Here is a 22,919-nt window from a genome sequence, read left to right as displayed (position 1 = left end):
GAAAACTAACACGGAGGAAAACATTATGTTAAAAATGACTCTTAACAACTTGCAACTTTTCGCCCACAAAAAAGGTGGAGGTTCTACATCAAACGGACGCGATTCACAAGCAAAACGTCTTGGAGCTAAAGCAGCTGACGGACAAACTGTAACAGGTGGATCAATCCTTTACCGTCAACGTGGTACACACATCTATCCAGGTGTAAACGTTGGACGTGGTGGAGACGATACTTTGTTCGCTAAAGTTGAAGGCGTAGTACGCTTTGAACGTAAAGGTCGCGATAAAAAACAAGTTTCTGTTTACCCAATCGCAAAATAAAAAGGTCCAGTGAACCTTTTTATCCCGAGCCTTGAAATGAAAAGGCGAGGAAGCTAGAAGTAGCATTAAATAAGGCTTTCCGAGTTTTCGGAGAGCCTATTTTTTTGTTTTGGTACCCAGAATGATTTTTATGTAAAATTTTTGTACAATATCATCGGTTTATACTCAATGAAAATCAAAGAGCAAACTAGGAAACTAGCCGCAGGCTGTACTTGAGTACGGCAAGGCGACGTTGACGCGGTTTGAATTTGATTTTCGAAGAGTATTAATTTCTTATTTTATAAAAGTGTATATACTATCGCATATTCTTATTAAGCCAGTCTTTCTTTAACAAATCGCTAACTAAAATGGTGTAGTAAAAATTTTGTTACAAGCCTTAAAATTACAGGTGAGGAAGATTTTTACTAGCTTTGATAAGTATGATAATTATAACTGATATAATCAAAGTTATCGTCTTTAATATCATGATAGTTCTGGGCTTAATTTTTTTATAGGATTGGCTATTAGTAAGAAATATGGTATAATATAGGGTGAGACCTTCTTAATAAATAGTGAAAGAGTATAAAATGAAAAAAATTGTCATTAACGGTGGGAGACCATTGAAAGGTGAAATTACGATTAGTGGCGCTAAAAATAGTGTCGTTGCCTTGATTCCTGCCATTATTTTATCAGATGATGTTGTGATTTTGGATTGTGTTCCAGACATCTCTGATGTAGCTAGTCTTATTGAGATTATGGAAATCATGGGAGCTAGTGTCAAGCGTTATGACGATGTTCTTGAGATTGATCCTCGTGGTGTTCAAAATAAACCAATGCCTTATGGTAAAATTAATAGCTTGCGTGCGTCTTATTATTTCTACGGTAGTCTTCTAGGACGTTTTGGTGAAGCAACTGTAGGTTTGCCTGGAGGGTGTGACCTAGGACCACGTCCGATTGATTTGCATTTAAAAGCATTTGAAGCTATGGGAGCTAAGACAACCTACGAGGGAGATAATATGAATCTCTCAACCCAGGGGTCAAGTCTACATGGTGCGCATATCTATATGGATACTGTTAGTGTGGGTGCGACAATCAATACGATGCTAGCAGCAGTAAAAGCCAAAGGTCGAACAGTTATTGAAAATGCTGCTCGTGAACCTGAAATCATTGATGTGGCTACATTATTAAACAATATGGGAGCTCACATTCGTGGCGCAGGTACGGATATGATTACTATTGATGGTGTAGATAGCCTTCATGGAACACGTCACCAAGTCATCCCAGACCGTATTGAAGCAGGTACCTATATTTCAATGGCTGCTGCAGTAGGCCATGGGATTCGAATTAATAATGTACTTTATGAGCATTTAGAAGGATTTATTGCTAAACTTGAAGAAATGGGTGTTCACATGACTGTTTCTGAAGACAGTATTTTCGTCGAAGAGCAAACAAATCTAAAGGCTGTTAATATCAAGACAGCTCCTTATCCAGGTTTCGCAACAGATCTTCAACAGCCTATTACTCCTTTGCTATTAAAAGCAGAAGGTCGTGGCACATTGATTGATACAATCTATGAAAAACGTGTCAACCATGTTTTTGAATTAGCCAAAATGAATGCAGATATTTCAACAACAAACGACCACATCCTTTATAAGGGTGGAAATCCTTTGCAGGGTGCAAAAGTTAAAGCGACAGACCTACGTGCTGGAGCTGCCTTGGTTATTGCCGGCTTGATGGCTGAAGGAAAAACAGAGATTACCAATGTTGAATTCATCCTTCGAGGCTACTCGAATATTATCGAAAAATTGCGTAATCTTGGAGCAGATATTGAGCTAATCGAAGATTAGCACTTTGAGGATTGCAATGAATATCTGGACTAAATTAGCAAAATTTTCTTTCTATGAGACGGAACGTTTATATTTCCGTCCCTTCTTTTTTACAGATGTCGATGATTTTCATCAACTTGCATCAGATCCTGAAAATCTTCAATTTATCTTTCCTGCACAAGCAAGTATTGAAGAAAGTCAGTATGCTCTTGCCAATTATTTTATGAAATCACCTTTGGGAATTTGGGCTATTTGTGATAAAAAAGAGCAACGAATGATTGGAGCTATCAAGTTTGAAAAACTTGATGAAATTAAGAAAGAAGCTGAAATTGGCTATTTTTTAAAGAAAGACTATTGGTCTCAGGGGTATATGACTGAAGCAGTTACCAAATTACGAGATTTATCCACGAACGAGTTTGCCTTGAAGCAACTTTCGATTGTGACACATCTAGAAAATGTTGCTAGTCAGAAAGTAGCAGAGAAATCAGATTTTGTTCTTTATCGTCGTTTTAAAGGTAGCGATCGTTATACCCGAAAGATGCGGGATTATCTAGAATTCCGTTATACAAAAGGAAATCTAAATGAGTAAACACCAAGAAATATTAGCCTACTTGGAAGAATTACCAGTTGGGAAGCGTGTCAGTGTTCGTAGTATTTCAAATCGGCTGGGAGTAAGTGATGGTACGGCATATCGGGCTATCAAAGAAGCTGAAAATAGGGGACTTGTTGAAACACGTCCTCGAAGTGGAACAGTACGTGTAAAGTCAAAAAAAGTAGCTATTGAGAAATTAACGTTCGCAGAAATTGCAGAAGTTACAGGCTCGGAAGTTTTAGCTGGTCAAGCTGGATTGGATAGGGAATTTAGTAAATTCTCCATTGGAGCGATGACTGAAAAGAATATTCTTTCATATCTTCATGATGGTGGCTTACTTATCGTAGGAGATCGAACACGTATTCAGTTATTAGCACTAGAAAATGAAAATGCTGTCTTGGTAACAGGTGGATTTGAAGTTCATGAAGATGTTTTGAACCATGCTAATAAAAAAAATATTCCAGTATTGCGCAGTAAGCATGATACATTTACAATTGCGACTATGATCAACAGAGCTTTGTCCAACGTTCAGATCAAGACAGATATTTTGACGGTTGAAAAAATCTATCGTACCAGTCATGAATATGGTTTTCTACAGGAAACGGATACTGTCAAAGATTATCTAGACTTGGTTCGTAAGAATAGAACGAGCCGTTTCCCTGTTATTAATCAGCATCAGGTTGTTGTAGGTGTCGTAACCATGCGAGACGCTGGAGATAAATCACCTGGTACAACGATAGATAAAGTCATGACAAGGACAGTCTACATGACTGGTTTAGCGACGAATATCGCTAACGTTAGCCAGAGAATGATTGCTGAAGACTTTGAAATGGTACCTGTTGTGAGAAGTAATCAAACTTTACTTGGTGTTATTACTAGACGGGATGTCATGGAAAAGATGAGCCGCTCTCAAGTTTCAGCATTACCAACATTTTCAGAACAGGTTGGTCAGAAGTTATCTTACCACCATGATGAAGTTGTCATTACGGTTGAACCATTTATGTTGGAAAAAAATGGAGTCCTTGCAAATGGAGTTCTTTCAGAAATTTTGACCCATATGACGCAGGATCTGGTCGTGAATAGTGGACGTAATCTCATCATTGAACAGATGTTGATTTACTTTTTACAGGCTGTTCAGATTGATGATATCTTGCGAATTCAGGCTAGAATTATTCATCATACGAGAAGGTCAGCCATTATTGACTATGACATTTATATCAATCATCAAATCGTATCAAAAGCAAATGTTACTGTAAAAATTAATTAAAACTAGGAGAAAACATGATTACATTAAAATCAGCTAGAGAAATCGAAGCAATGGATAAGGCTGGCGATTTTCTTGCCAGTATTCACATCGGTTTGCGTGACATCATCAAACCAGGTGTAGATATGTGGGAAGTAGAAGAATATGTGCGTCGTCGTTGTAAAGAAGAAAATTTCCTCCCCCTTCAAATTGGTGTTGATGGGGCAATGATGGATTATCCATACGCAACTTGTTGTTCGCTTAATGACGAAGTAGCCCATGCTTTTCCACGCCACTATATTTTGAAGGAAGGCGATTTACTGAAGGTAGATATGGTTCTTGGTGGGCCAATCGCTAAGTCTGACCTCAATGTTTCTAAACTCAATTTTAACAACGTTGCGCAGATGAAAAAATATACTCAAAACTTTACGGGCGGCTTGGCAGATTCTTGTTGGGCTTACGCTGTTGGAAAACCATCAGAAGAAGTTAAAAACTTGATGGATGTTACCAAAGAAGCTATGTATAAGGGAATTGAGCAGGCTGTTGTAGGAAATCGTATTGGAGATATTGGAGCTGCTATTCAGGAATATGCTGAAAGTCGTGGGTACGGAGTTGTTCGTGATCTTGTAGGACACGGTGTTGGTCCAACTATGCATGAAGAACCAATGGTGCCTAACTACGGTATCGCAGGTCGTGGTCTCCGCCTTCGTGAAGGTATGGTTTTGACAATCGAACCTATGATCAATACAGGTGATTGGGAAATCGATACAGATATGAAAACAGGCTGGGCACATAAAACAATCGATGGTGGACTATCATGTCAGTACGAGCATCAGTTTGTTATTACTAAAGATGGGCCTGTAATCTTGACAAGTCAAGGTGAAGAGGGAACTTATTAATCAAAAAAAGGAGCTGAGCTCCTTTTTTTGATTCTTTCAAGTTGAGAATAAATTTGCGTAGCAGATATCTTACAAACGTTTTCTTTTATAGTAAAATAAAAGATGACTATATGAAAGAAGGTTCTTAATTGGAAAGTATTTTATTTTTTATTTCTGTCTTTATAGCTGGGGTCTTGTCATTCTTTTCTCCCTGTATCTTTCCCTTGTTACCAGTCTACGCAGGTGTTCTTCTGGATGATCAAGAGGAGTCAAAGACATTTCGTTTTTTGGGTAAAGATGTTGCCTGGTCAGGCTTGATTCGGACACTCTGTTTCATTACTGGTATCTCTCTCATTTTCTTTATTCTTGGATTTGGAGCAGGATTCCTTGGGAATTTACTTTATGCTGACTGGTTTCGTTATGTCATGGGGATCATGATTATCATACTGGGCTTGCATCAGATGGAAATTCTTCATCTACAAAAGTTAGAGATACAAAAAACAGTAACATTTAAGCAAAAACAGTCTAGTAAATATTTGTCGGCCTTTTTACTGGGTATCAGCTTCAGCTTTGGCTGGACTCCATGTATAGGCCCAGTTTTAAGTTCTGTTTTAGCACTGGCTGCCTCAGGAGGAAATGGAGCTCTTCAGGGGGCTTTATTGACCCTCATTTACACTCTCGGAATGGCACTTCCATTTTTAGTTCTGGCCTTGGCATCTGGTCTTGTCATGCCTTATTTTAGTAGAATCAAATCCCACATACTTTTATTGAAGAAAATTGGTGGTTTATTGATCGTTCTCATGGGAATTTTATTAATGTTGGGACAGTTAAATGTCTTATCTGGAATATTAGGATAAAAGGAGTTATCTATGAAAAAAATTATCTATTTTGGCCTTAGTTTCTTGTCTATCTTTCTTCTGATTGCTTGTGGCAAGGAAGAAAAAAAATCAAGTCCACAAAATCAATCAAGTCAGAAACAACAAGCGCCTGTGAAGCAAGTAGCTATTGGAGTCGAAGCACCAGATTTTACCCTCCAATCGATGGATGGAAAAGAAGTCAAATTATCTGATTATAAAGGCAAAAAAGTTTATCTTAAATTTTGGGCATCTTGGTGTGGACCATGTAAGAAGAGTATGCCAGAATTGATGGAGCTTGCTGCAAAGGAAGATCGCGATTTCGAAATTTTATCTGTCATTGCGCCAGGGCTTCAAGGTGAAAAAACGGTAGACCAATTTCCAAAGTGGTTTGAAGAACAAGGTTATAAAGACATCCCTGTTTTATATGATACAAAAGGAGCTGTTTTTCAAGATTATCAAATTCGAAGCATCCCTACAGAGTATCTAATTGATTCACAGGGTAAAATTGCTAAGATTCAATTAGGTGCTATTAGTAACGCAGATGCAGAAGCAGCTTTTGCTCAAATGAAATAAAGTAATGAAATAAAGTAATGAAATATAAAATGTCTAGACAAACCGTCTAGACATTTTTTCTAACTAAAATTAGTTTTTTGAAGCTGCTTGGAATTCAGGGTTTTTCCAAGCTTCATCAATAATAGCTTGCAATTCTTTTGCTGAAGCTTGCATTTTTTGAGTTTCAGCATCGTTCAATGGGATGTTAACTGGACGAACGATACCGTGTGCACCAACGATAGCTGGTTGACCGATAAAGACGTTTTCAACTCCGTATTGACCTTCTTGGAATACTGAAAGTGGAAGAACAGCATTTTCATCATCAAGGATAGCTTTTGTGATACGAGCAAGGGCTACTGCGATACCATAGTATGTTGCACCTTTTTTGTTGATGATTGAGTAAGCAGCATCACGAACAGAGATGAAGAGTTCTACAAGGTCCGCTTCATCCAAGTCACGGTTAGCTTGCAACCATTGTTCCAATTTTACACCGGCAACGTTTGCGTGTGACCAAACGGCAAACTCAGAGTCACCGTGTTCACCCATGATGTAGGCGTGAACTGAACGAGCATCAACGCCGATTTTTTCAGCAAGTGCTTGACGGAAACGAGCTGAGTCAAGTGAAGTACCTGAACCGATAACACGTTCTTTAGGGAAACCTGAGAATTTCCAAGTTGAGTAAGTCAAAACGTCAACTGGGTTAGCAGCAACAAGGAAGATACCGTCGAAACCAGACGCAACAACTTGTTCAACGATTGATTTGTTGATAGCAAGGTTTTTACCAACAAGGTCAAGACGAGTTTCACCTGGTTTTTGTGGAGCACCAGCAGTGATAACTACAAGGTCAGCGTCCGCACAGTCTTCATACTTAGCTGCATAAATTTTCTTAGGTGAAGTAAAAGCAAGCGCGTGGCTAAGGTCTTCAGCATCACCAACAGCTTTTTCAAACAATTGAGGAATTTCAATGATACCAAGTTCTTGTGCAATTCCTTGGTTAACAAGAGCAAAAGCGTATGATGATCCTACGGCACCGTCACCGACAAGGATAACTTTTTTGTGTTGTTTAGTTAATGTCATTTGTCTAAACATCTCCTTCATTTTTTAAGGGCTTCCCCCGTTTAGTTTCATTCTATCACTTTTAAATAGCTTTGTCACGAATATAACATCCACTTAGCTATGTAAACGTTTTAGTCGTACTGTAACACTGAAATAAGAGACAAACTATGGTATAATATATCTAGTTACTAATAGTGAAATGAGGCATTTGTTAATGCAAGATAAAAATTTAGTGAATGTCAATCTGACAAAGGAGATGAAGACCAGCTTTATCGACTACGCCATGAGTGTTATCGTATCGCGGGCCCTTCCTGATGTTCGAGATGGTTTGAAACCAGTTCATCGTCGTATTCTATACGGTATGAACGAATTGGGTGTGACACCAGATAAACCTCATAAGAAATCTGCTCGTATTACAGGGGATGTCATGGGTAAATACCACCCACACGGTGACTCATCTATCTACGAAGCTATGGTTCGTATGGCGCAATGGTGGAGTTATCGATACATGCTTGTAGATGGGCATGGGAACTTTGGTTCCATGGATGGTGATGGTGCCGCAGCTCAGCGTTATACTGAAGCACGTATGAGTAAGATTGCTCTTGAGATGCTTCGCGACATCAATAAAAATACCGTTGATTTTGCAGATAACTATGATGCCAATGAACGTGAACCTTTAGTTTTGCCAGCTCGTTTCCCAAATCTTTTGGTCAATGGAGCTACAGGTATCGCTGTTGGTATGGCGACCAATATTCCACCACATAACTTGGGTGAAACCATTGATGCAGTGAAGTTGGTCATGGATAATCCAGAAGTTACAACCAAGGAATTAATGGAAGTTCTTCCTGGTCCAGATTTTCCAACTGGTGCCCTTGTTATGGGGAAATCAGGTATTCATAAGGCCTACGAAACTGGTAAAGGATCGATTGTGCTTCGTTCTCGTACTGAAATCGAAGAAACTAAGACTGGTCGCGAACGTATCGTTGTAACAGAATTTCCATACATGGTTAATAAGACCAAAGTCCATGAACATATTGTGCGTTTGGTTCAGGAAAAACGTATCGAAGGTATTACAGCTGTTCGTGACGAATCTAACCGTGAAGGTGTTCGCTTTGTTATCGAAGTGAAACGTGATGCGTCAGCCAATGTTATTTTGAACAACTTGTTCAAGATGACTCAAATGCAAACTAGCTTTGGATTTAACATGCTGGCTATCCAGAATGGTGTACCAAAGATTCTTTCTCTTCGTCAAATCTTGGATGCTTATATTGAGCACCAAAAAGAAGTGGTGACTCGTCGTACTCAATTTGACAAAGAGAAAGCTGAAGCGCGTGCACACATCTTAGAAGGTTTGTTGATTGCTCTGGACCACATCGACGAAGTTATTCGTATCATCCGTGCCAGTGAAACGGATGCAGAAGCCCAAGCTGAATTGATGAGCAAGTTCAAGTTATCTGAACGTCAAAGTCAAGCAATTCTTGATATGCGTCTTCGTCGTTTGACAGGTTTGGAACGTGACAAGATTCAGTCAGAATATGATGAGCTTATAGCTTTGATTGCTGACTTGGCAGACATTCTTGCAAAACCAGAACGTGTAGCGCAAATTATCAAGGAAGAATTGGATGAGGTCAAACGTAAGTTTGGCGATCCACGTCGTACTGAGTTGATGGTTGGTGAAGTCTTGACGCTTGAAGATGAAGACTTGATTGAAGAGTCTGATGTTCTCATCACTCTATCAAATAAAGGTTATATCAAACGTTTGGACCAAGACGAATTTACAGCTCAAAAACGTGGTGGACGTGGCGTTCAAGGAACTGGAGTTAAGGACGATGACTTTGTGCGTGAATTGGTTTCAACCAGCACTCACGATCATTTGCTATTCTTTACTAATAAAGGGCGTGTGTATCGTCTTAAGGGGTATGAAATTCCAGAGTATGGTCGCACTGCTAAGGGCTTGCCAGTCGTCAATCTTTTGAAACTAGACGAAGGTGAAAGCATTCAAACTATTATCAATGTTGAATCAGAACGTAGTGATGATGCTTACCTCTTCTTTACAACTCGAGCAGGTATTGTCAAAAGAACTAGTGTCAAAGAATTTGCCAACATTCGTCAAAATGGTCTCAAAGCCTTGAATCTGAAAGATGAGGATGAGTTGATTAATGTCTTACTAACTGAAAAAGACACAGATATCATCATCGGAACCAAATTAGGCTATGCAGTTCGTTTCAATCAGTCTTTAGTTCGTAGTATGAGTCGTATCGCCACTGGTGTTAAAGGGGTAAACCTTCGTGAAGGTGATGCTGTAGTTGGAGCGAGTGTGATTACTGATCAAGATGAAGTCCTTATCATTACTGAAAAAGGATACGGTAAGCGCACAGTTGCGACTGAATATCCAACAAAAGGGCGTGCCGGTAAGGGAATGAAAACTGCCAATGTTACTGAAAAAAATGGTCCTCTGGCTGGTCTCTTAACAGTAAAAGGGGACGAAGATCTGATGATTATCACTGACACAGGTGTCATGATTCGAACCAATGTTGCCAATATTTCACAAACGGGACGTTCAACTATGGGAGTAAAAGTGATGCGTCTAGATCAAGATGCTAAGATTGTGACTTTTACAAGTGTTTCAGCAGCAGAAAAAGAAGAAGTTGGGGCAGAACAGGAAACAGAAAGTGAAGCATAATGTCTCAAAAAAAGAATCAAAGTAAAAAAAATAAACGTAAAAATCTACTGATTAACATACTGGCAGGATTCCTAATCTTGCTATCTATCGCTTTAATCTTCAATGCTAATATTCGTGATATGTTCATGATTTGGAATACTAATAAGTATCAGGTCAGTCAAGTGACCAAGGAAGAGATTGAAGAGAACAAAGAAACAGAAGGAAATTTCGATTTTGACTCTGTAAAATCACTTTCCTCGGAGGCAGTCCTATCAGCTCAATGGAATTCCCAGCAACTTCCGGTAATCGGAGGGATTGCAATTCCAGAGCTTGAAATGAATCTACCAATATTTAAGGGACTCGATAATGTTAACCTTTTTTATGGTGCTGGGACAATGAAAGCAAATCAGGTAATGGGGGAAGGAAATTATTCTCTAGCAAGTCACCGTATCTTTGCAGGTGAAAATGCAGATAAGAAATTATTCTCTCCTCTTGCTCGTGCTGAGAAAGGGATGAAAATTTATCTCACTGATAAAGAAAAAGTCTATACATACGAGATTGAAGAAGTTAAAATTGTAACACCTGATCGTGTAGATGTAATTGACGAACGTGATGGGATTAAAGAGATTACCTTGGTAACCTGTGAAGATGCTAATGCAGTTGAGAGAATTATCGTTAAAGGGAATTTGACAGAGATAAAATCTTATGCAGAGACTCCATCAGATATCTTAGAAGCCTTTAATAAACCCTATAAACAATTTTATGAATAGTAGAAGAGGTTGGGACAAAAGAGCCCGACCTCATTTTTTATTAGCAATCAAACTTTGACGCGGTAGCTGATTGAACTTTTTGTTCGTCTTTTAGACTCCAAAAAGTTCCTAATCATCTCGCGGGGCTGGGACTACGAAATCGAGACTTTGTCTATCGATTTCTGTCCCACCGCCTTTTCTTGTCAATTTCAGAAAATAGATAGGAAAAAGACTTTTCAATTTTGGTAAAAAGTAGTATAATGTTTCTATTATAGAAATTTTTAGAAAATTCCGAAAGAGGTTTGTTATGGGATACACAGTTGCTGTTGTTGGCGCTACAGGTGCCGTAGGTGCTCAAATGATCAAAATGTTGGAAGAATCAACTCTTCCGATCGATAAGATTCGTTACCTTGCGTCTGCACGTTCTGCAGGAAAGGTTTTGCAATTCAAAGGTCAAGATGTGACCATCGAAGAAACAACAGAAGACGCTTTTGAAGGGGTTGATATTGCTCTTTTCTCAGCTGGTGGATCAACTTCTGCAAAATACGCACCTTATGCTGTTAAGGCAGGCGCAGTCGTCGTAGATAACACTTCTTACTTCCGTCAAAATCCAGATGCACCATTGGTTGTTCCTGAAGTGAATGCCCACGCCCTTGATGCTCACAACGGAATCATCTCTTGTCCTAACTGTTCAACAATTCAAATGATGGTGGCTCTTGAGCCCGTTCGTCAAAAATGGGGATTGGACCGTATTATCGTTTCAACTTACCAAGCTGTTTCAGGTGCTGGTATGGGAGCAATTCTTGAAACCCAACGTGAGCTTCGTGAAGTCTTGAATGATGGCGTAAATCCACGTGATTTGCATGCGGAAATCTTGCCTTCAGGTGGCGATAAGAAACACTATCCAATCGCCTTCAACGCTCTTCCGCAAATTGACGTCTTCACTGATAATGACTACACTTACGAAGAGATGAAGATGACCAATGAAACCAAGAAAATTATGGAAGACGATAGCATTGCCGTATCAGCAACATGTGTACGTATTCCAGTTTTGTCAGCTCACTCTGAGTCAGTCTATATTGAAACAAAAGAAGTAGCACCAATCGAAGAAGTGAAAGCAGCTATTGCTGCCTTCCCAGGTGCGGTTCTTGAAGATGATGTTGCTCACCAAATCTATCCTCAAGCAGTAAATGCTGTTGGTTCACGTGATACATTCGTTGGACGTATCCGTAAAGACTTGGATGCAGAAAAAGGTATTCATATGTGGGTAGTATCTGATAATCTTCTTAAAGGTGCAGCTTGGAACTCAGTTCAAATCGCAGAAACACTTCACGAACGTGGTTTAGTACGCCCAACAGCTGAATTAAAATTTGAATTGAAATAATGTGTAGGAGTTCATTTGAACTCCTTCTTTAAAATAGAAAGGTGTTTTCTATGTCTTATCAAGACTTAAAAGATTGTAAAATTATCACGGCCTTTATTACTCCTTTTCATGAAGATGGGTCAATCAATTTCGATGCCATTCCAAAGTTGATTGAACATTTATTAGCACATCATACAGACGGAATTCTCCTAGCAGGAACAACTGCTGAGAGTCCGACTCTAACTCACGATGAGGAGTTGCAGTTGTTTGCGGCTGTTCAAAAGGTTGTCAACGGCCGAGTTCCTTTAATCGCTGGTGTTGGTACCAATGACACACGAGACTCTATTGAGTTCGTCAAAGAGGTAGCAGAGTTTGGCGGTTTTGCGGCTGGTCTTGCTATTGTTCCTTATTACAATAAACCATCCCAAGAAGGTATGTATCAACACTTTAAAGCTATTGCAGATGCATCTGATTTGCCTATTATAATCTATAACATTCCAGGTCGTGTAGTTGTCGAAATGACTCCAGATACCTTACTTCGTTTGGCGGAACATCCAAATATCGTTGGTGTTAAGGAATGTACCAGCCTTGCTAATATGGCTTACTTGATTGAGCATAAGCCAGAAGAATTCTTGGTATACACTGGTGAGGATGGAGATGCCTTCCATGCTATGAACCTTGGTGCAGACGGAGTTATATCTGTTGCATCCCATACAAATGGGGATGAGATGCATGAAATGTTCACTGCAATCGAAGAAAGTGATATGAAGAAAGCGGCAGCTATTCAACGTAAATTTATTCCTAAAGTTAATGCTCTATTCTCTTACCCGAGTCCGGCACCTGTTAAGGCAGTACTCAACTATATGGGATTCGAAGCTGGGCCTACTCGTCTACCTTTGGTTCCTGCGCCTGAAGAGGATGCTAAACGCATTATCAAGGTTGTTATTGATGGGGATTACGAAGCAACTAAGGCAACTGTCACTGGAGTCCTTCGTCCTGATTACTAAGATAACTAATATAAAAAAACTTTCTAAACAGTTCAAATTGTTGGGAAGTTTTTTTCTTTTTCTACGAATAAATAGATAGAGAGAAAAACAAGGAGTCTATCATGAAAATTAAGATTGATAATTTTGAGATTTATAAGTTAAAACAAGCAGGTCTGAGTAATCAACAGGTTTTAAAGGTACTTCAATATGGAGAAATTTATGATCAAGAATTAACCCTAGAAACGATAGCAGAAGCATCTGAGTGTAGAAACCCAGTGGTTTTTATGGAACGTTACCATAAACTCACTTTTGAAAGTATGGAGCGATTAAGAAGTGACTTTGAAAAATTTCCCTCTTTTTCCATCCTAGACGATGTCTATCCCTTTGCTCTCAGTGAAATCTATGATGCTCCAGTATTGTTATTTTATAAGGGCGATTTAAATCTCTTAAAGTTGCCTAAGATTGCGGTTGTAGGCAGTCGCTCTTGTAGTCAAACAGGAACAAAATCAGTCCGTAAGGTTATTGAAGAACTGGAGAATGAGCTGGTGATTGTGAGCGGGCTTGCTAGAGGGATTGATACTGCAGCACATATGTCAATTCTTCAAGGTGGCGGAAAAACCATTGCAGTCATTGGGACTGGCTTGGATGTTTACTATCCACGATCCAATAAACGACTGCAGGACTACATCGGTGAATATCATTTGCTACTGAGTGAATATGGACCGGGTGAAGAACCTTTGAAATATCACTTTCCAGCACGAAATCGGATTATTGCTGGCCTATGTATGGGTGTCATCGTTGCTGAGGCAAAGATGAGATCTGGTAGTTTGATTACTTGTGAGCGAGCTATGGAAGAAGGAAGAGATGTTTTTGCTATTCCAGGTAGTATTTTGGATGGTCGTTCAGATGGTTGTCATCACTTGGTTCAAGAAGGTGCAAAACTTGTTTCAAGTGGTCAGGATGTGCTAGCAGAATTTGAATTTTAAGAACTAGCAAGGTTTTATCGGTTAAACTTTTCTTCTATATAGAGGAGTTAAGTCTTGACAGGTTTTTAAAAATGGTTTACACTTTATAAAGTTTATTACTTTGAAAAGGTGTGATACTGTGGCTACGGCAACAAAGAAGAAAAAATCAACAGTTAAAAAAAATCTAGTAATCGTGGAGTCGCCTGCAAAGGCTAAAACGATTGAAAAATACCTGGGTAGAAATTATAAGGTTTTAGCCAGTGTTGGTCATATTCGTGATTTGAAAAAATCCAGTATGTCAGTCGATGTAGAAAATAATTATGAACCCCAATATATCAATATTCGTGGGAAAGGTCCTCTGATCAATGACTTGAAAAAAGAAGCTAAAAAATCCAGTAAAGTCTTTCTCGCAAGTGACCCGGACCGCGAAGGAGAAGCTATTTCTTGGCATTTAGCTCATATTCTGAATCTTGATGAAAATGATGCTAACCGTGTTGTTTTCAACGAGATTACAAAAGATGCAGTAAAAAATGCTTTTAAAGAACCTCGTAAGATTGACATGGATTTGGTGGATGCCCAACAAGCTCGTCGTGTATTGGACCGCTTGGTAGGTTATTCTATCTCACCAATTTTATGGAAAAAGGTTAAGAAGGGCTTATCAGCTGGCCGTGTTCAGTCTGTTGCGCTCAAGTTAATCATTGACCGTGAAAATGAGATCAATGCTTTTCAACCAGAAGAATATTGGACTATTGATGGAGTCTTCAAAAAGGGGACTAAGCAATTCCAAGCATCTTTCTATGGAATGAATGGCAAGAAGATGAAATTGACTAGTAATGAAGAAGTCAAAGAAGTCTTGTCTCACCTATCCAGCAAAGACTTTACAGTGGATCAGGTAGATAAAAAAGAGCGCAAGCGTAATGCTCCACTACCTTATACTACCTCAACTATGCAGATGGATGCAGCTAATAAAATCAATTTCCGTACTCGAAAGACCATGATGGTTGCCCAACAACTCTATGAAGGGATTAATATTGGTACGGGTGTCCAAGGTTTGATCACCTATATGCGTACAGACTCGACTCGTATCAGTCCAGTTGCACAAAATGAAGCTGCAAGCTACATCAATGAACGTTTTGGTAGTAAGTATTCTAAGCATGGTAGCAAGGTCAAAAATGCTACTGGTGCTCAAGATGCCCATGAGGCTATTCGTCCATCAAGTGTCTTTAACACGCCAGAAAAAATTGCTAAATACTTAGACAAAGACCAACTAAAACTCTATACCCTTATCTGGAACCGTTTTGTAGCGAGTCAGATGACTGGTGCCATCTTTGATACCATGGCTGTTAAGCTCTCTCAAAATGGAGTTCAATTTGCAGCAAATGGTAGTCAAGTTAAGTTTGATGGTTACTTGGCCATTTACAATGACTCAGATAAGAATAAGATGTTGCCGGACATGGCAGTTGGTGATGTGGTCAAACAGGTCAATAGTAAACCTGAGCAGCACTTCACTCAACCCCCAGCCCGATATTCGGAAGCAACACTGATTAAGACCTTGGAAGAAAATGGGGTTGGACGTCCATCGACTTATGCACCTACCATTGAAACTATTCAAAAGCGCTATTATGTGCGTTTGGCAGCCAAGCGTTTTGAACCGACAGAGTTGGGAGAAATTGTCAATAAACTGATTGTTGAGTACTTCCCTGACATTGTCAATGTGACTTTTACAGCTGAAATGGAAAGAAAACTTGATAATGTCGAGGTCGGAAAAGAACAATGGCAACGAGTCATTGATGAATTTTACAAACCCTTCTCTAAAGAGGTTGCCAAAGCCGAAGAGGAAATGGAAAAAATCCAAATCAAGGATGAGCCAGCAGGATTTGATTGTGAAGAGTGTGGTAGTCCGATGGTCATTAAACTTGGTCGTTTTGGTAAGTTTTATGCTTGTAGCAATTTCCCAGATTGCCGTCATACACAGGCTATCGTGAAAGAGATTGGTGTTGAGTGTCCAAGCTGTCATCAAGGACAAATTATTGAACGAAAAACTAAGCGTAATCGTATCTTCTATGGTTGCAATCGCTATCCAGAGTGTGAATTCACTTCTTGGGACAAGCCTGTAGGGCGAGATTGTCCGAAATGTGGAAACTTCCTCATGGAGAAAAAGGTCCGTGGTGGCGGTAAGCAGATCGTTTGTAGCAATGGTGATTACGAAGAAGAAAAAATCAAATAAAATGAGTCCTGAAAGTAAATTTCAGGCTCTTTTGATTAGTGCTTGACAAAATTCATCATTGTATGCGAAACTAGAAGAAGATTATTTTATACTCAATGAAAATCAAAGAGCAAACTAGGAAGCTAGCCGCAGGCTGCTCAAATCACTGCTTTGAGGTTGTAGATAGAACTGACGAAGTCAGTAACATATATACGGTAAGGCGACGCTGACGTGGTTTGAAGAGATTTTCGAAGAGTATTAACTAGGAGAAGTTATGCGTATTATCTATCTGATTATTGGATTTCTGTCATTAGCTCTGGCTATTGTTGGAGTTGTCTTGCCCTTGTTGCCTACGACTCCTTTTCTTCTGTTGTCTATTGCTTGTTTTTCGAGAAGTTCCAAGCGTTTTGAAGATTGGCTTTATCATACCAAACTTTATCAGACTTACGTGGCGGACTTTCGTGAGACCAAGTCTATTGCGCGTGAACGTAAGAAAAAAATTATTGTATCGATCTATATCTTGATGGGAATTTCCATTTATTTTGCGCCTCTTTTACCAGTCAAAATTGGTTTGGGATGTTTAACCATCTTTATTACCTACTATCTTTTTAAGGTGATTCCTGATAAAGAATAGCTTTAATAAGTAACGATTTTCCTTGATAAAAACAAAAACATATTCGAAATAATATGATATAATAAATTTAAACTAATCTTCAAGGAGAATCAAATGATTTACGAATTTTGTGCTGAAAATGTAACCTTGCTTGAAAAAGCTATGCAGGCAGGAGCTCGCCGCATCGAGCTTTGTGACAATCTAGCAGTTGGTGGAACAACTCCAAGCTACGGAGTAACCAAGGCAGCTGTGAAGCTGGCGGCCGACTACGATACGACCATTATGACTATGATTCGTCCACGTGGTGGTGACTTTGTTTACAATGATCTAGAAATTGCCATCATGCTTGAGGACATCGCTCTAACTGCTCAAGCAGGAAGCCAAGGCGTTGTCTTTGGTGCCTTAACAGCTGATCAGAAGTTGGACAAGGCTAATCTTGAAAAATTAATTGCTGCATCTAAAGGTATGGAAATTGTTTTCCATATGGCATTTGATGAATTGAGCGAACAAGACCAGTGTGATGCTATTGATTGGCTCAGCCAAGCTGGAGTGACACGCATTCTGACTCGTGCTGGTGTATCTGGCGATTCTCTAGAGAAACGTTTTGCTCATTATCACAAAATTTTAGAACACGCTGCAGGAAAAATTGAAATTTTACCTGGTGGAGGGATTGACATGGATAACCGTCAAACCTTTATTGACCAACTGGGTGTGACACAATTACATGGAACTAAGGTCGTCTTTTAAAAAATAGAAAGGAACTGCTAGCTTTTGGTAGCAGTTTTCGCTTATGTTTGAAATTTTTAAAGCTTATCAGTTTAATAGTAAAAAGGCTAAAGAGTATGGATTTGTAGAAAATCAAGGCGTATGGAACCATAGTTCAACTATCTTGCACGGAGATTTTCTCATGAGAGTTATAGTTGTGGACGGAGACTTATCTTTTCAAGTTTATGACCAAGAAACTGGCGATCTTTATCCTCAAGTTCATATGGCAAGTATGAGAGGTACGTTTGTTGGAACTGTTCGAGAGGCTTGTTTAGAAGTTCTTTATGAAATCCGAAAGTCTTGTTTTGATGTGCAGGATTTTATCTGTCTTCAGACTAAGAGAATTATGGCAGTTGTTCAAGAAAAGTATGGGAATCAATTGGAATATCTATGGGAGAAATCCCCTGATACAGCTGTTTTGCGCCATGAGGACAATCAAAAGTGGTATGCTGTTTTGATGAGAATCTCTTGGGATAAGCTTGAAAAGGGCAGAGAAGGACTAGTGGAAGCAGTCAATCTCAAACATGATCAAGTATCTGATTTGTTGGTAAAAAAAGGGATTTATCCAGCCTTTCATATGAATAAGCGCTACTGGATAAGTGTGCCACTTGATGACAGTTTAGCAGATGAAGAGCTGCTTGAATTGATCGAAAAAAGTTGGAACTTGACCTTGAAAAAGTAATTAGATTTACTTGATTTTTCAAATACTTTCAATTAGCAAAATATTCTTTACTGAAGAAATTTTCAGAAAATATTGGATTTTTTCTTGACATGTGTTTTTTCCTATGCTAAAATACTAAACAAGATATCAAACGAAGGAGAAAGTCAAACATGAAAACAGCTAAGTTTAATCAATTTGCTTTGTTGTTGAGGTACTCGGACTAGTGCAAAAGCATTAGTCCTGTTTGGCTTACCAAGCGGGAGTAAATCAACATCTCGCTTGGAACTCCGAGCGAGATGTTTTTTTAAAACCGAATTTAGAAAAGGGGAAATCTTATGAGAACAGTTGAATTTCTAGATACTAGCCTTCGAGATGGTGAGCAGACACCAGGTGTTAATTTTTCGATCAAGGAAAAGATTGCCATTGCAAGACAACTGGAAAAATGGGGAATTTCGGCAATTGAAGCTGGTTTTCCAGCAGCTAGTCCAGACTCATTTACTGCAGTTCAGGAAATCGCAAAAGTCTTGAAGAAAACAGCGGTGACTGGTTTAGCTCGCTCTGTTAAATCAGATATTGACGCTTGTTATGAAGCACTTAAGGATGCTAAGTATCCACAAATCCATGTTTTTATCGCTACTAGTCCTATTCATCGTGAATTTAAGTTGAATAAAAGCAAAGAGGAAATATTGGAAGCTATTAAAGAGCATGTTTCCTATGCACGTAGTAAATTTGAAGTGGTAGAATTCTCTCCTGAAGATGCGACTAGAACTGAGCTGGATTTCCTCTTACAAGTCGTTCAAACAGCGGTAGACGCAGGTGCGACTTATATCAATATTCCTGACACGGTTGGTTTTACCACACCAGAGGAATATGGGAATATCTTCAAGTATCTGATTGACAATGTTAAGACTGATCGTCAGATTATCTATTCACCTCACTGTCACGATGACCTTGGAATGGCAGTTGCCAATAGCCTTTCTGCTGTTAAGAATGGTGCGGGGCGTGTTGAAGGAACCATTAATGGTATTGGAGAACGAGCTGGGAATGCTGCTTTAGAAGAAATAGCGGTGGCCCTCAATATTCGCCAAGATTATTACCAAGCAGAGACAAGTATCGTCCTAAATGAAACAATTAATACGTCCGAAATGGTCTCTCGCTTCTCAGGAATTCCAGTTCCAAAAAACAAGGCGGTTGTTGGAGGAAATGCCTTCTCTCACGAATCAGGTATTCACCAAGACGGTGTTCTTAAAAATCCTCTCACTTATGAAATCATTACACCTGAATTGGTTGGTGCCAAGAGCAATAGTCTTCCGCTTGGTAAATTGTCTGGTCGCCATGCCTTTGTTGAAAAACTGAGAGAGCTAGCCCTAGACTTTACAGATGAAGATATCAAGCCACTCTTTGCTAAGTTCAAGGCCTTGGCAGATAAAAAGCAAGAAATCACAGATGCTGATATTCGAGCTCTGGTAGCTGGTACCATGGTTGAAAATCCAGAAGGCTTCCACTTTGATGACTTGCAACTTCAAACCCATTCTGAAAATGATATTGAAGCGACAGTTAGATTAGCTAATTTTGATGGTGAGAAAGTTGAATTTAATGCAACAGGTCAGGGTTCTGTTGAAGCTATTTTCAATGCTATTGATAAATTCTTTAATCAATCTGTTCGCTTGGTATCCTATACGATTGATGCGGTAACTGATGGGATTGATGCTCAGGCACGTGTATTGGTAACTGTTGAAAACAGAGATACAGAGACTATCTTTAACGCAGCTGGACTTGATTTCGATGTGTTGAAGGCTTCGGCTATCGCTTATATCAATGCTAATACCTTTGTTCAAAAAGAGAATGCTGGTGAGATGGGAACAACAGTTTCCTATCGTGACATGCCTAGCGTGTAAAGGAGAAAGCTATGACAAAGAAAATAGTGGCCCTAGCAGGTGATGGTATCGGCCCAGAAATCATGGAAGCTGGTTTAGAAGTTCTGGAGGCTCTAGCTGAAAAAACAGGCTTTGACTACGAGATAGACAGACGACCTTTTGGAGGGGCGGGGATTGATGCTGCAGGAAATCCCTTGCCAGACGAAACGCTCAAGGCTGCTAGAGAAGCGGATGCTATTCTACTCGCTGCAATCGGTAGTCCTCAGTATGATGATGCTCCAGTTCGACCCGAACAAGGGCTTCTGGCCCTTCGAAAGGAACTCAATCTCTATGCCAATATTCGTCCGGTTAAAATCTTTGAGAGTCTCAAGCACTTATCACCTCTGAAGCCAGAACGAATAACTGGTGTTGACTTTGTAGTAGTACGTGAGTTGACAGGAGGAATTTACTTTGGTGATCATATCCTTGAAGAAAAAAAAGCGCGTGATATCAATGAATACAGCTATGAGGAAGTAGAACGAATTATTCGCAAGGCTTTTGAAATTGCAAGAAGTCGGAGAAAAATCCTTACCAGTATTGATAAGCAAAATGTTTTGGCAACATCAAAACTATGGCGGAGAGTTGCTGATGAAGTCGCAAAAGATTTTCCGGATGTAACTTTGGAACATCAGCTAGTCGACTCGGCTGCCATGCTCATGATCACAAATCCAGCTAAGTTCGATGTTATCGTGACAGAGAATCTTTTCGGAGATATCTTATCTGATGAATCAAGTGTTCTATCAGGTACACTCGGGGTTATGCCATCAGCCAGCCACTCTGAAGATGGTCCGAGTCTCTATGAACCCATTCATGGTTCGGCACCTGATATTGCTGGACAAGGAATTGCAAATCCTATTTCCATGATTTTGTCAGTTGCCATGATGCTGAGAGACAGCTTTGGACGTTATGAGGATGCGCAGCGTATCGAACGTGCTGTTGAAGCTAGTTTAGCGGCTGGCATTTTAACAAGAGATATAGGAGGACAGGCTTCGACTAAGGAAATGACAGAAGCCATCATTGCAAGACTATGAAACTAAACGAAGGAATTACTTTTGCCCTCCTGATTTGGAATCTCATCATTTTCTTGATATATGGCATTGACAAATTTAAGGCAAGAAGAGATGCTTGGCGAATACCTGAAAAATATTTATTATCATTTGCATTCTTTTGTGGTGGTTTTGGGGCCTGGTTGGCAGGACTCACTTTTCATCACAAGACTAGAAAATGGTATTTTAAAACAGTTTGGTTCCTAGGAATAGTAACTACACTAGTAGCTTTGTATTTTGTATGGAGGTAATGAATGGCAGGAAAATCAATTTTTGATAAATTATGGGACCTCCATGTGATCACAGGAGAAGAGGGACAACCTCAACTCATGTATGTGGATCAGCACTACATCCATGAAGTGACCAGTCCTCAAGCTTTTCAAGGATTACGAGATGCAGGGCGTAGATTGAGAAGACCGGATTTAACATTTGGCACTTTTGACCACAATGTACCGACAGTTAATATCTACGATATTCGAGATGTGATTTCCAAGGCTCAAATTGATAAGCTAGCTGAAAATGTTGAAGAATTTGGAATCGAACATGCGGCTCACGGTTCTGAAAAACAAGGGATCGTACACATGGTTGGTCCAGAAACAGGACGAACCCAACCAGGAAAATTCATCGTCTGTGGAGACAGCCATACAGCAACCCACGGAGCTTTCGGAGCAATCGCTTTTGGAATTGGGACCAGTGAGGTCGAGCATGTCTTTGCTACCCAGACACTCTGGCAGGTCAAACCCAAGAAAATGCTGGTAGAATTTACAGGAGTTCCACAAAAGGGAGTTTATTCCAAGGACTTTATTCTCGCCTTGATTGCCAAGTACGGCGTTGCCTGTGGTGTTGGCTATGTGGTGGAATATCGGGGACAAGCGATTGATGCACTGAGTATGGAAGAGCGAATGACCATCTGCAATATGTCCATCGAGTTTGGCTCTAAGATGGGAATCATGAATCCAGATCAAACCACCTATGACTATTTCAAGGGACGTGAGTGTGTTCCCAAGGATTTTGATGCAGCAGTAGCTGATTGGAAAAGGCTGGTTAGTGATGACGATGCCGTTTATGACAAGGTTATCCGAATGGATGTCTCTGAATTGGCTCCTATGGTGACTTGGGGCACCAATCCAGCTATGGGTGTTGATTTTGATAGTAGCTTCCCAGAAATAAAGGATATGAATGATGAACGAGCCTATCATTACATGGATTTGCAACCAGGTCAAAAACCAGCAGATATCCAACTAGGCTATGTCTTTATTGGTTCTTGTACCAACGCTAGACTTAGTGATTTGCAACTGGCGGCTCGATTTGTAGAAGGGAAGAAGATCGCATCAAATTTGACGGCTATCGTGGTACCTGGTTCTCGACCAGTCAAGCGAGCTGCTGAGAAGTTAGGTTTGGACAAGGTATTCCAAGATGCTGGCTTCGAATGGAGAGATCCAGGGTGTTCTATGTGTCTAGGAATGAATCCGGACAAGGTTCCTGATGGTGTCCACTGCGCCTCAACCAGCAACCGCAACTTTGAAGACAGACAGGGATTTGGGGCTAAGACCCATCTCTGCAGTCCAGCCATGGCAGCTGCAGCAGCTATCGCAGGGCGCTTCGTAGATGTTCGGCAAATGCCAGAAGCCCAGTAAGGAGAGGATATGGAGAAATTTACAGTTTATACGGGAACGACCGTTCCT

The 22,919-nt window shown here is 39.9% G+C and carries 21 protein-coding genes; 20 read left to right on the top strand and 1 reads right to left on the bottom strand.

Annotated features, from left to right (window positions below; all coding sequences use genetic code 11):
- The first annotated feature begins 25 nt into the window (after window positions 1–25).
- From rpmA to sdbB, 7 genes are all read left to right on the top strand, one after another.
- The gene (gene rpmA / locus E7C97_RS06720; RefSeq protein ID WP_000916509.1) at window positions 26–319 is read left to right on the top strand and encodes a 50S ribosomal protein L27; all 294 of its coding nucleotides are present in this window, start codon (window positions 26–28) and stop codon (window positions 317–319) included.
- Between the two features lie 566 nt (window positions 320–885).
- The gene (locus tag E7C97_RS06715; RefSeq protein WP_045763439.1) at window positions 886–2,145 is read left to right on the top strand and encodes a UDP-N-acetylglucosamine 1-carboxyvinyltransferase; all 1,260 of its coding nucleotides are present in this window, start codon (window positions 886–888) and stop codon (window positions 2,143–2,145) included.
- Window positions 2,146–2,161: 16 nt separating this feature from the next.
- A complete protein-coding gene (locus tag E7C97_RS06710) occupies window positions 2,162–2,713 on the top strand; it encodes a GNAT family N-acetyltransferase (RefSeq protein ID WP_001028717.1) in 552 nt (183 codons plus the stop codon).
- Window positions 2,706–3,983 (top strand): CBS-HotDog domain-containing transcription factor SpxR, encoded by a 1,278-nt coding sequence (gene spxR / locus E7C97_RS06705; protein ID WP_000033785.1) that lies wholly within the window; start codon window positions 2,706–2,708, stop codon window positions 3,981–3,983. Before E7C97_RS06710 ends, spxR begins: the two co-directional genes overlap by 8 nt.
- A gap of 14 nt (window positions 3,984–3,997) precedes the next feature.
- Window positions 3,998–4,858: a methionyl aminopeptidase gene (locus E7C97_RS06700; protein WP_000631531.1), complete on the top strand. Its 861-nt coding sequence runs from the start codon at window positions 3,998–4,000 to the stop codon at window positions 4,856–4,858.
- A gap of 128 nt (window positions 4,859–4,986) precedes the next feature.
- Window positions 4,987–5,694: a thiol-disulfide oxidoreductase-associated membrane protein CcdA2 gene (gene ccdA2 / locus E7C97_RS06695; RefSeq protein WP_000443894.1), complete on the top strand. Its 708-nt coding sequence runs from the start codon at window positions 4,987–4,989 to the stop codon at window positions 5,692–5,694.
- Between the two features lie 12 nt (window positions 5,695–5,706).
- Window positions 5,707–6,267: a thiol-disulfide oxidoreductase-associated lipoprotein SdbB gene (gene sdbB, locus E7C97_RS06690; protein WP_000721103.1), complete on the top strand. Its 561-nt coding sequence runs from the start codon at window positions 5,707–5,709 to the stop codon at window positions 6,265–6,267.
- A 69-nt stretch (window positions 6,268–6,336) separates the two neighbouring features.
- Here the strand turns inward: sdbB and E7C97_RS06685 are convergent, their stop codons facing one another.
- Complete coding sequence (locus E7C97_RS06685) at window positions 6,337–7,323, bottom strand: L-lactate dehydrogenase (RefSeq protein ID WP_000176425.1); 987 nt, start codon at window positions 7,321–7,323, stop codon at window positions 6,337–6,339.
- A 193-nt stretch (window positions 7,324–7,516) separates the two neighbouring features.
- Between E7C97_RS06685 and gyrA the strand changes: the two genes are divergently transcribed.
- From gyrA to leuC, 13 genes are all read left to right on the top strand, one after another.
- Window positions 7,517–9,985 (top strand): DNA gyrase subunit A, encoded by a 2,469-nt coding sequence (gyrA, locus tag E7C97_RS06680; RefSeq protein WP_316108543.1) that lies wholly within the window; start codon window positions 7,517–7,519, stop codon window positions 9,983–9,985.
- Entirely contained in the window at window positions 9,985–10,734 is a 750-nt protein-coding gene (locus tag E7C97_RS06675) for a class A sortase (protein WP_000078698.1), read from the top strand. Before gyrA ends, E7C97_RS06675 begins: the two co-directional genes overlap by 1 nt.
- 286 nt (window positions 10,735–11,020) lie before the next feature.
- Complete coding sequence (locus tag E7C97_RS06670) at window positions 11,021–12,097, top strand: aspartate-semialdehyde dehydrogenase (RefSeq protein WP_316108542.1); 1,077 nt, start codon at window positions 11,021–11,023, stop codon at window positions 12,095–12,097.
- 50 nt (window positions 12,098–12,147) lie between these two features.
- Entirely contained in the window at window positions 12,148–13,083 is a 936-nt protein-coding gene (dapA, locus tag E7C97_RS06665) for a 4-hydroxy-tetrahydrodipicolinate synthase (protein WP_060955817.1), read from the top strand.
- A gap of 107 nt (window positions 13,084–13,190) precedes the next feature.
- Window positions 13,191–14,048, top strand: coding sequence for a DNA-processing protein DprA (gene dprA / locus E7C97_RS06660; RefSeq protein ID WP_152904343.1), 858 nt, complete (start codon window positions 13,191–13,193; stop codon window positions 14,046–14,048).
- Between the two features lie 118 nt (window positions 14,049–14,166).
- Window positions 14,167–16,254: a type I DNA topoisomerase gene (gene topA, locus E7C97_RS06655; RefSeq protein WP_316108541.1), complete on the top strand. Its 2,088-nt coding sequence runs from the start codon at window positions 14,167–14,169 to the stop codon at window positions 16,252–16,254.
- Window positions 16,255–16,507: 253 nt separating this feature from the next.
- Window positions 16,508–16,867, top strand: coding sequence for a YbaN family protein (locus E7C97_RS06650; protein WP_045763427.1), 360 nt, complete (start codon window positions 16,508–16,510; stop codon window positions 16,865–16,867).
- Between the two features lie 93 nt (window positions 16,868–16,960).
- Window positions 16,961–17,593, top strand: a complete 633-nt coding sequence (locus tag E7C97_RS06645; RefSeq protein WP_316108540.1) for a copper homeostasis protein CutC — start codon at window positions 16,961–16,963, stop codon at window positions 17,591–17,593.
- 43 nt (window positions 17,594–17,636) lie between these two features.
- Window positions 17,637–18,293, top strand: a complete 657-nt coding sequence (locus E7C97_RS06640) for an MmcQ/YjbR family DNA-binding protein (protein ID WP_316108539.1) — start codon at window positions 17,637–17,639, stop codon at window positions 18,291–18,293.
- A 314-nt stretch (window positions 18,294–18,607) separates the two neighbouring features.
- On the top strand, window positions 18,608–20,170 hold the full coding sequence (locus E7C97_RS06635; protein ID WP_075226954.1) for a 2-isopropylmalate synthase: 1,563 nt from the start codon (window positions 18,608–18,610) through the stop codon (window positions 20,168–20,170).
- A gap of 11 nt (window positions 20,171–20,181) precedes the next feature.
- Entirely contained in the window at window positions 20,182–21,219 is a 1,038-nt protein-coding gene (gene leuB / locus E7C97_RS06630; protein WP_075226953.1) for a 3-isopropylmalate dehydrogenase, read from the top strand.
- Window positions 21,216–21,485, top strand: coding sequence for a DUF1294 domain-containing protein (locus E7C97_RS06625; protein WP_075226952.1), 270 nt, complete (start codon window positions 21,216–21,218; stop codon window positions 21,483–21,485). The genes leuB and E7C97_RS06625 overlap by 4 nt, the downstream gene beginning before the upstream one ends.
- A 3-nt stretch (window positions 21,486–21,488) precedes the next feature.
- On the top strand, window positions 21,489–22,871 hold the full coding sequence (leuC, locus tag E7C97_RS06620; protein ID WP_316108538.1) for a 3-isopropylmalate dehydratase large subunit: 1,383 nt from the start codon (window positions 21,489–21,491) through the stop codon (window positions 22,869–22,871).
- Window positions 22,872–22,919: the final 48 nt, after the last annotated feature.

Origin of the sequence: Streptococcus sp. (assembly GCF_032481935.1) — a bacterium.
Taxonomy (GTDB): Bacteria; Bacillota; Bacilli; order Lactobacillales; family Streptococcaceae; genus Streptococcus.
The sequence above is the reverse complement of the archived record's forward strand: the minus strand, read 5'-3'. Positions and strand labels throughout refer to the sequence as shown.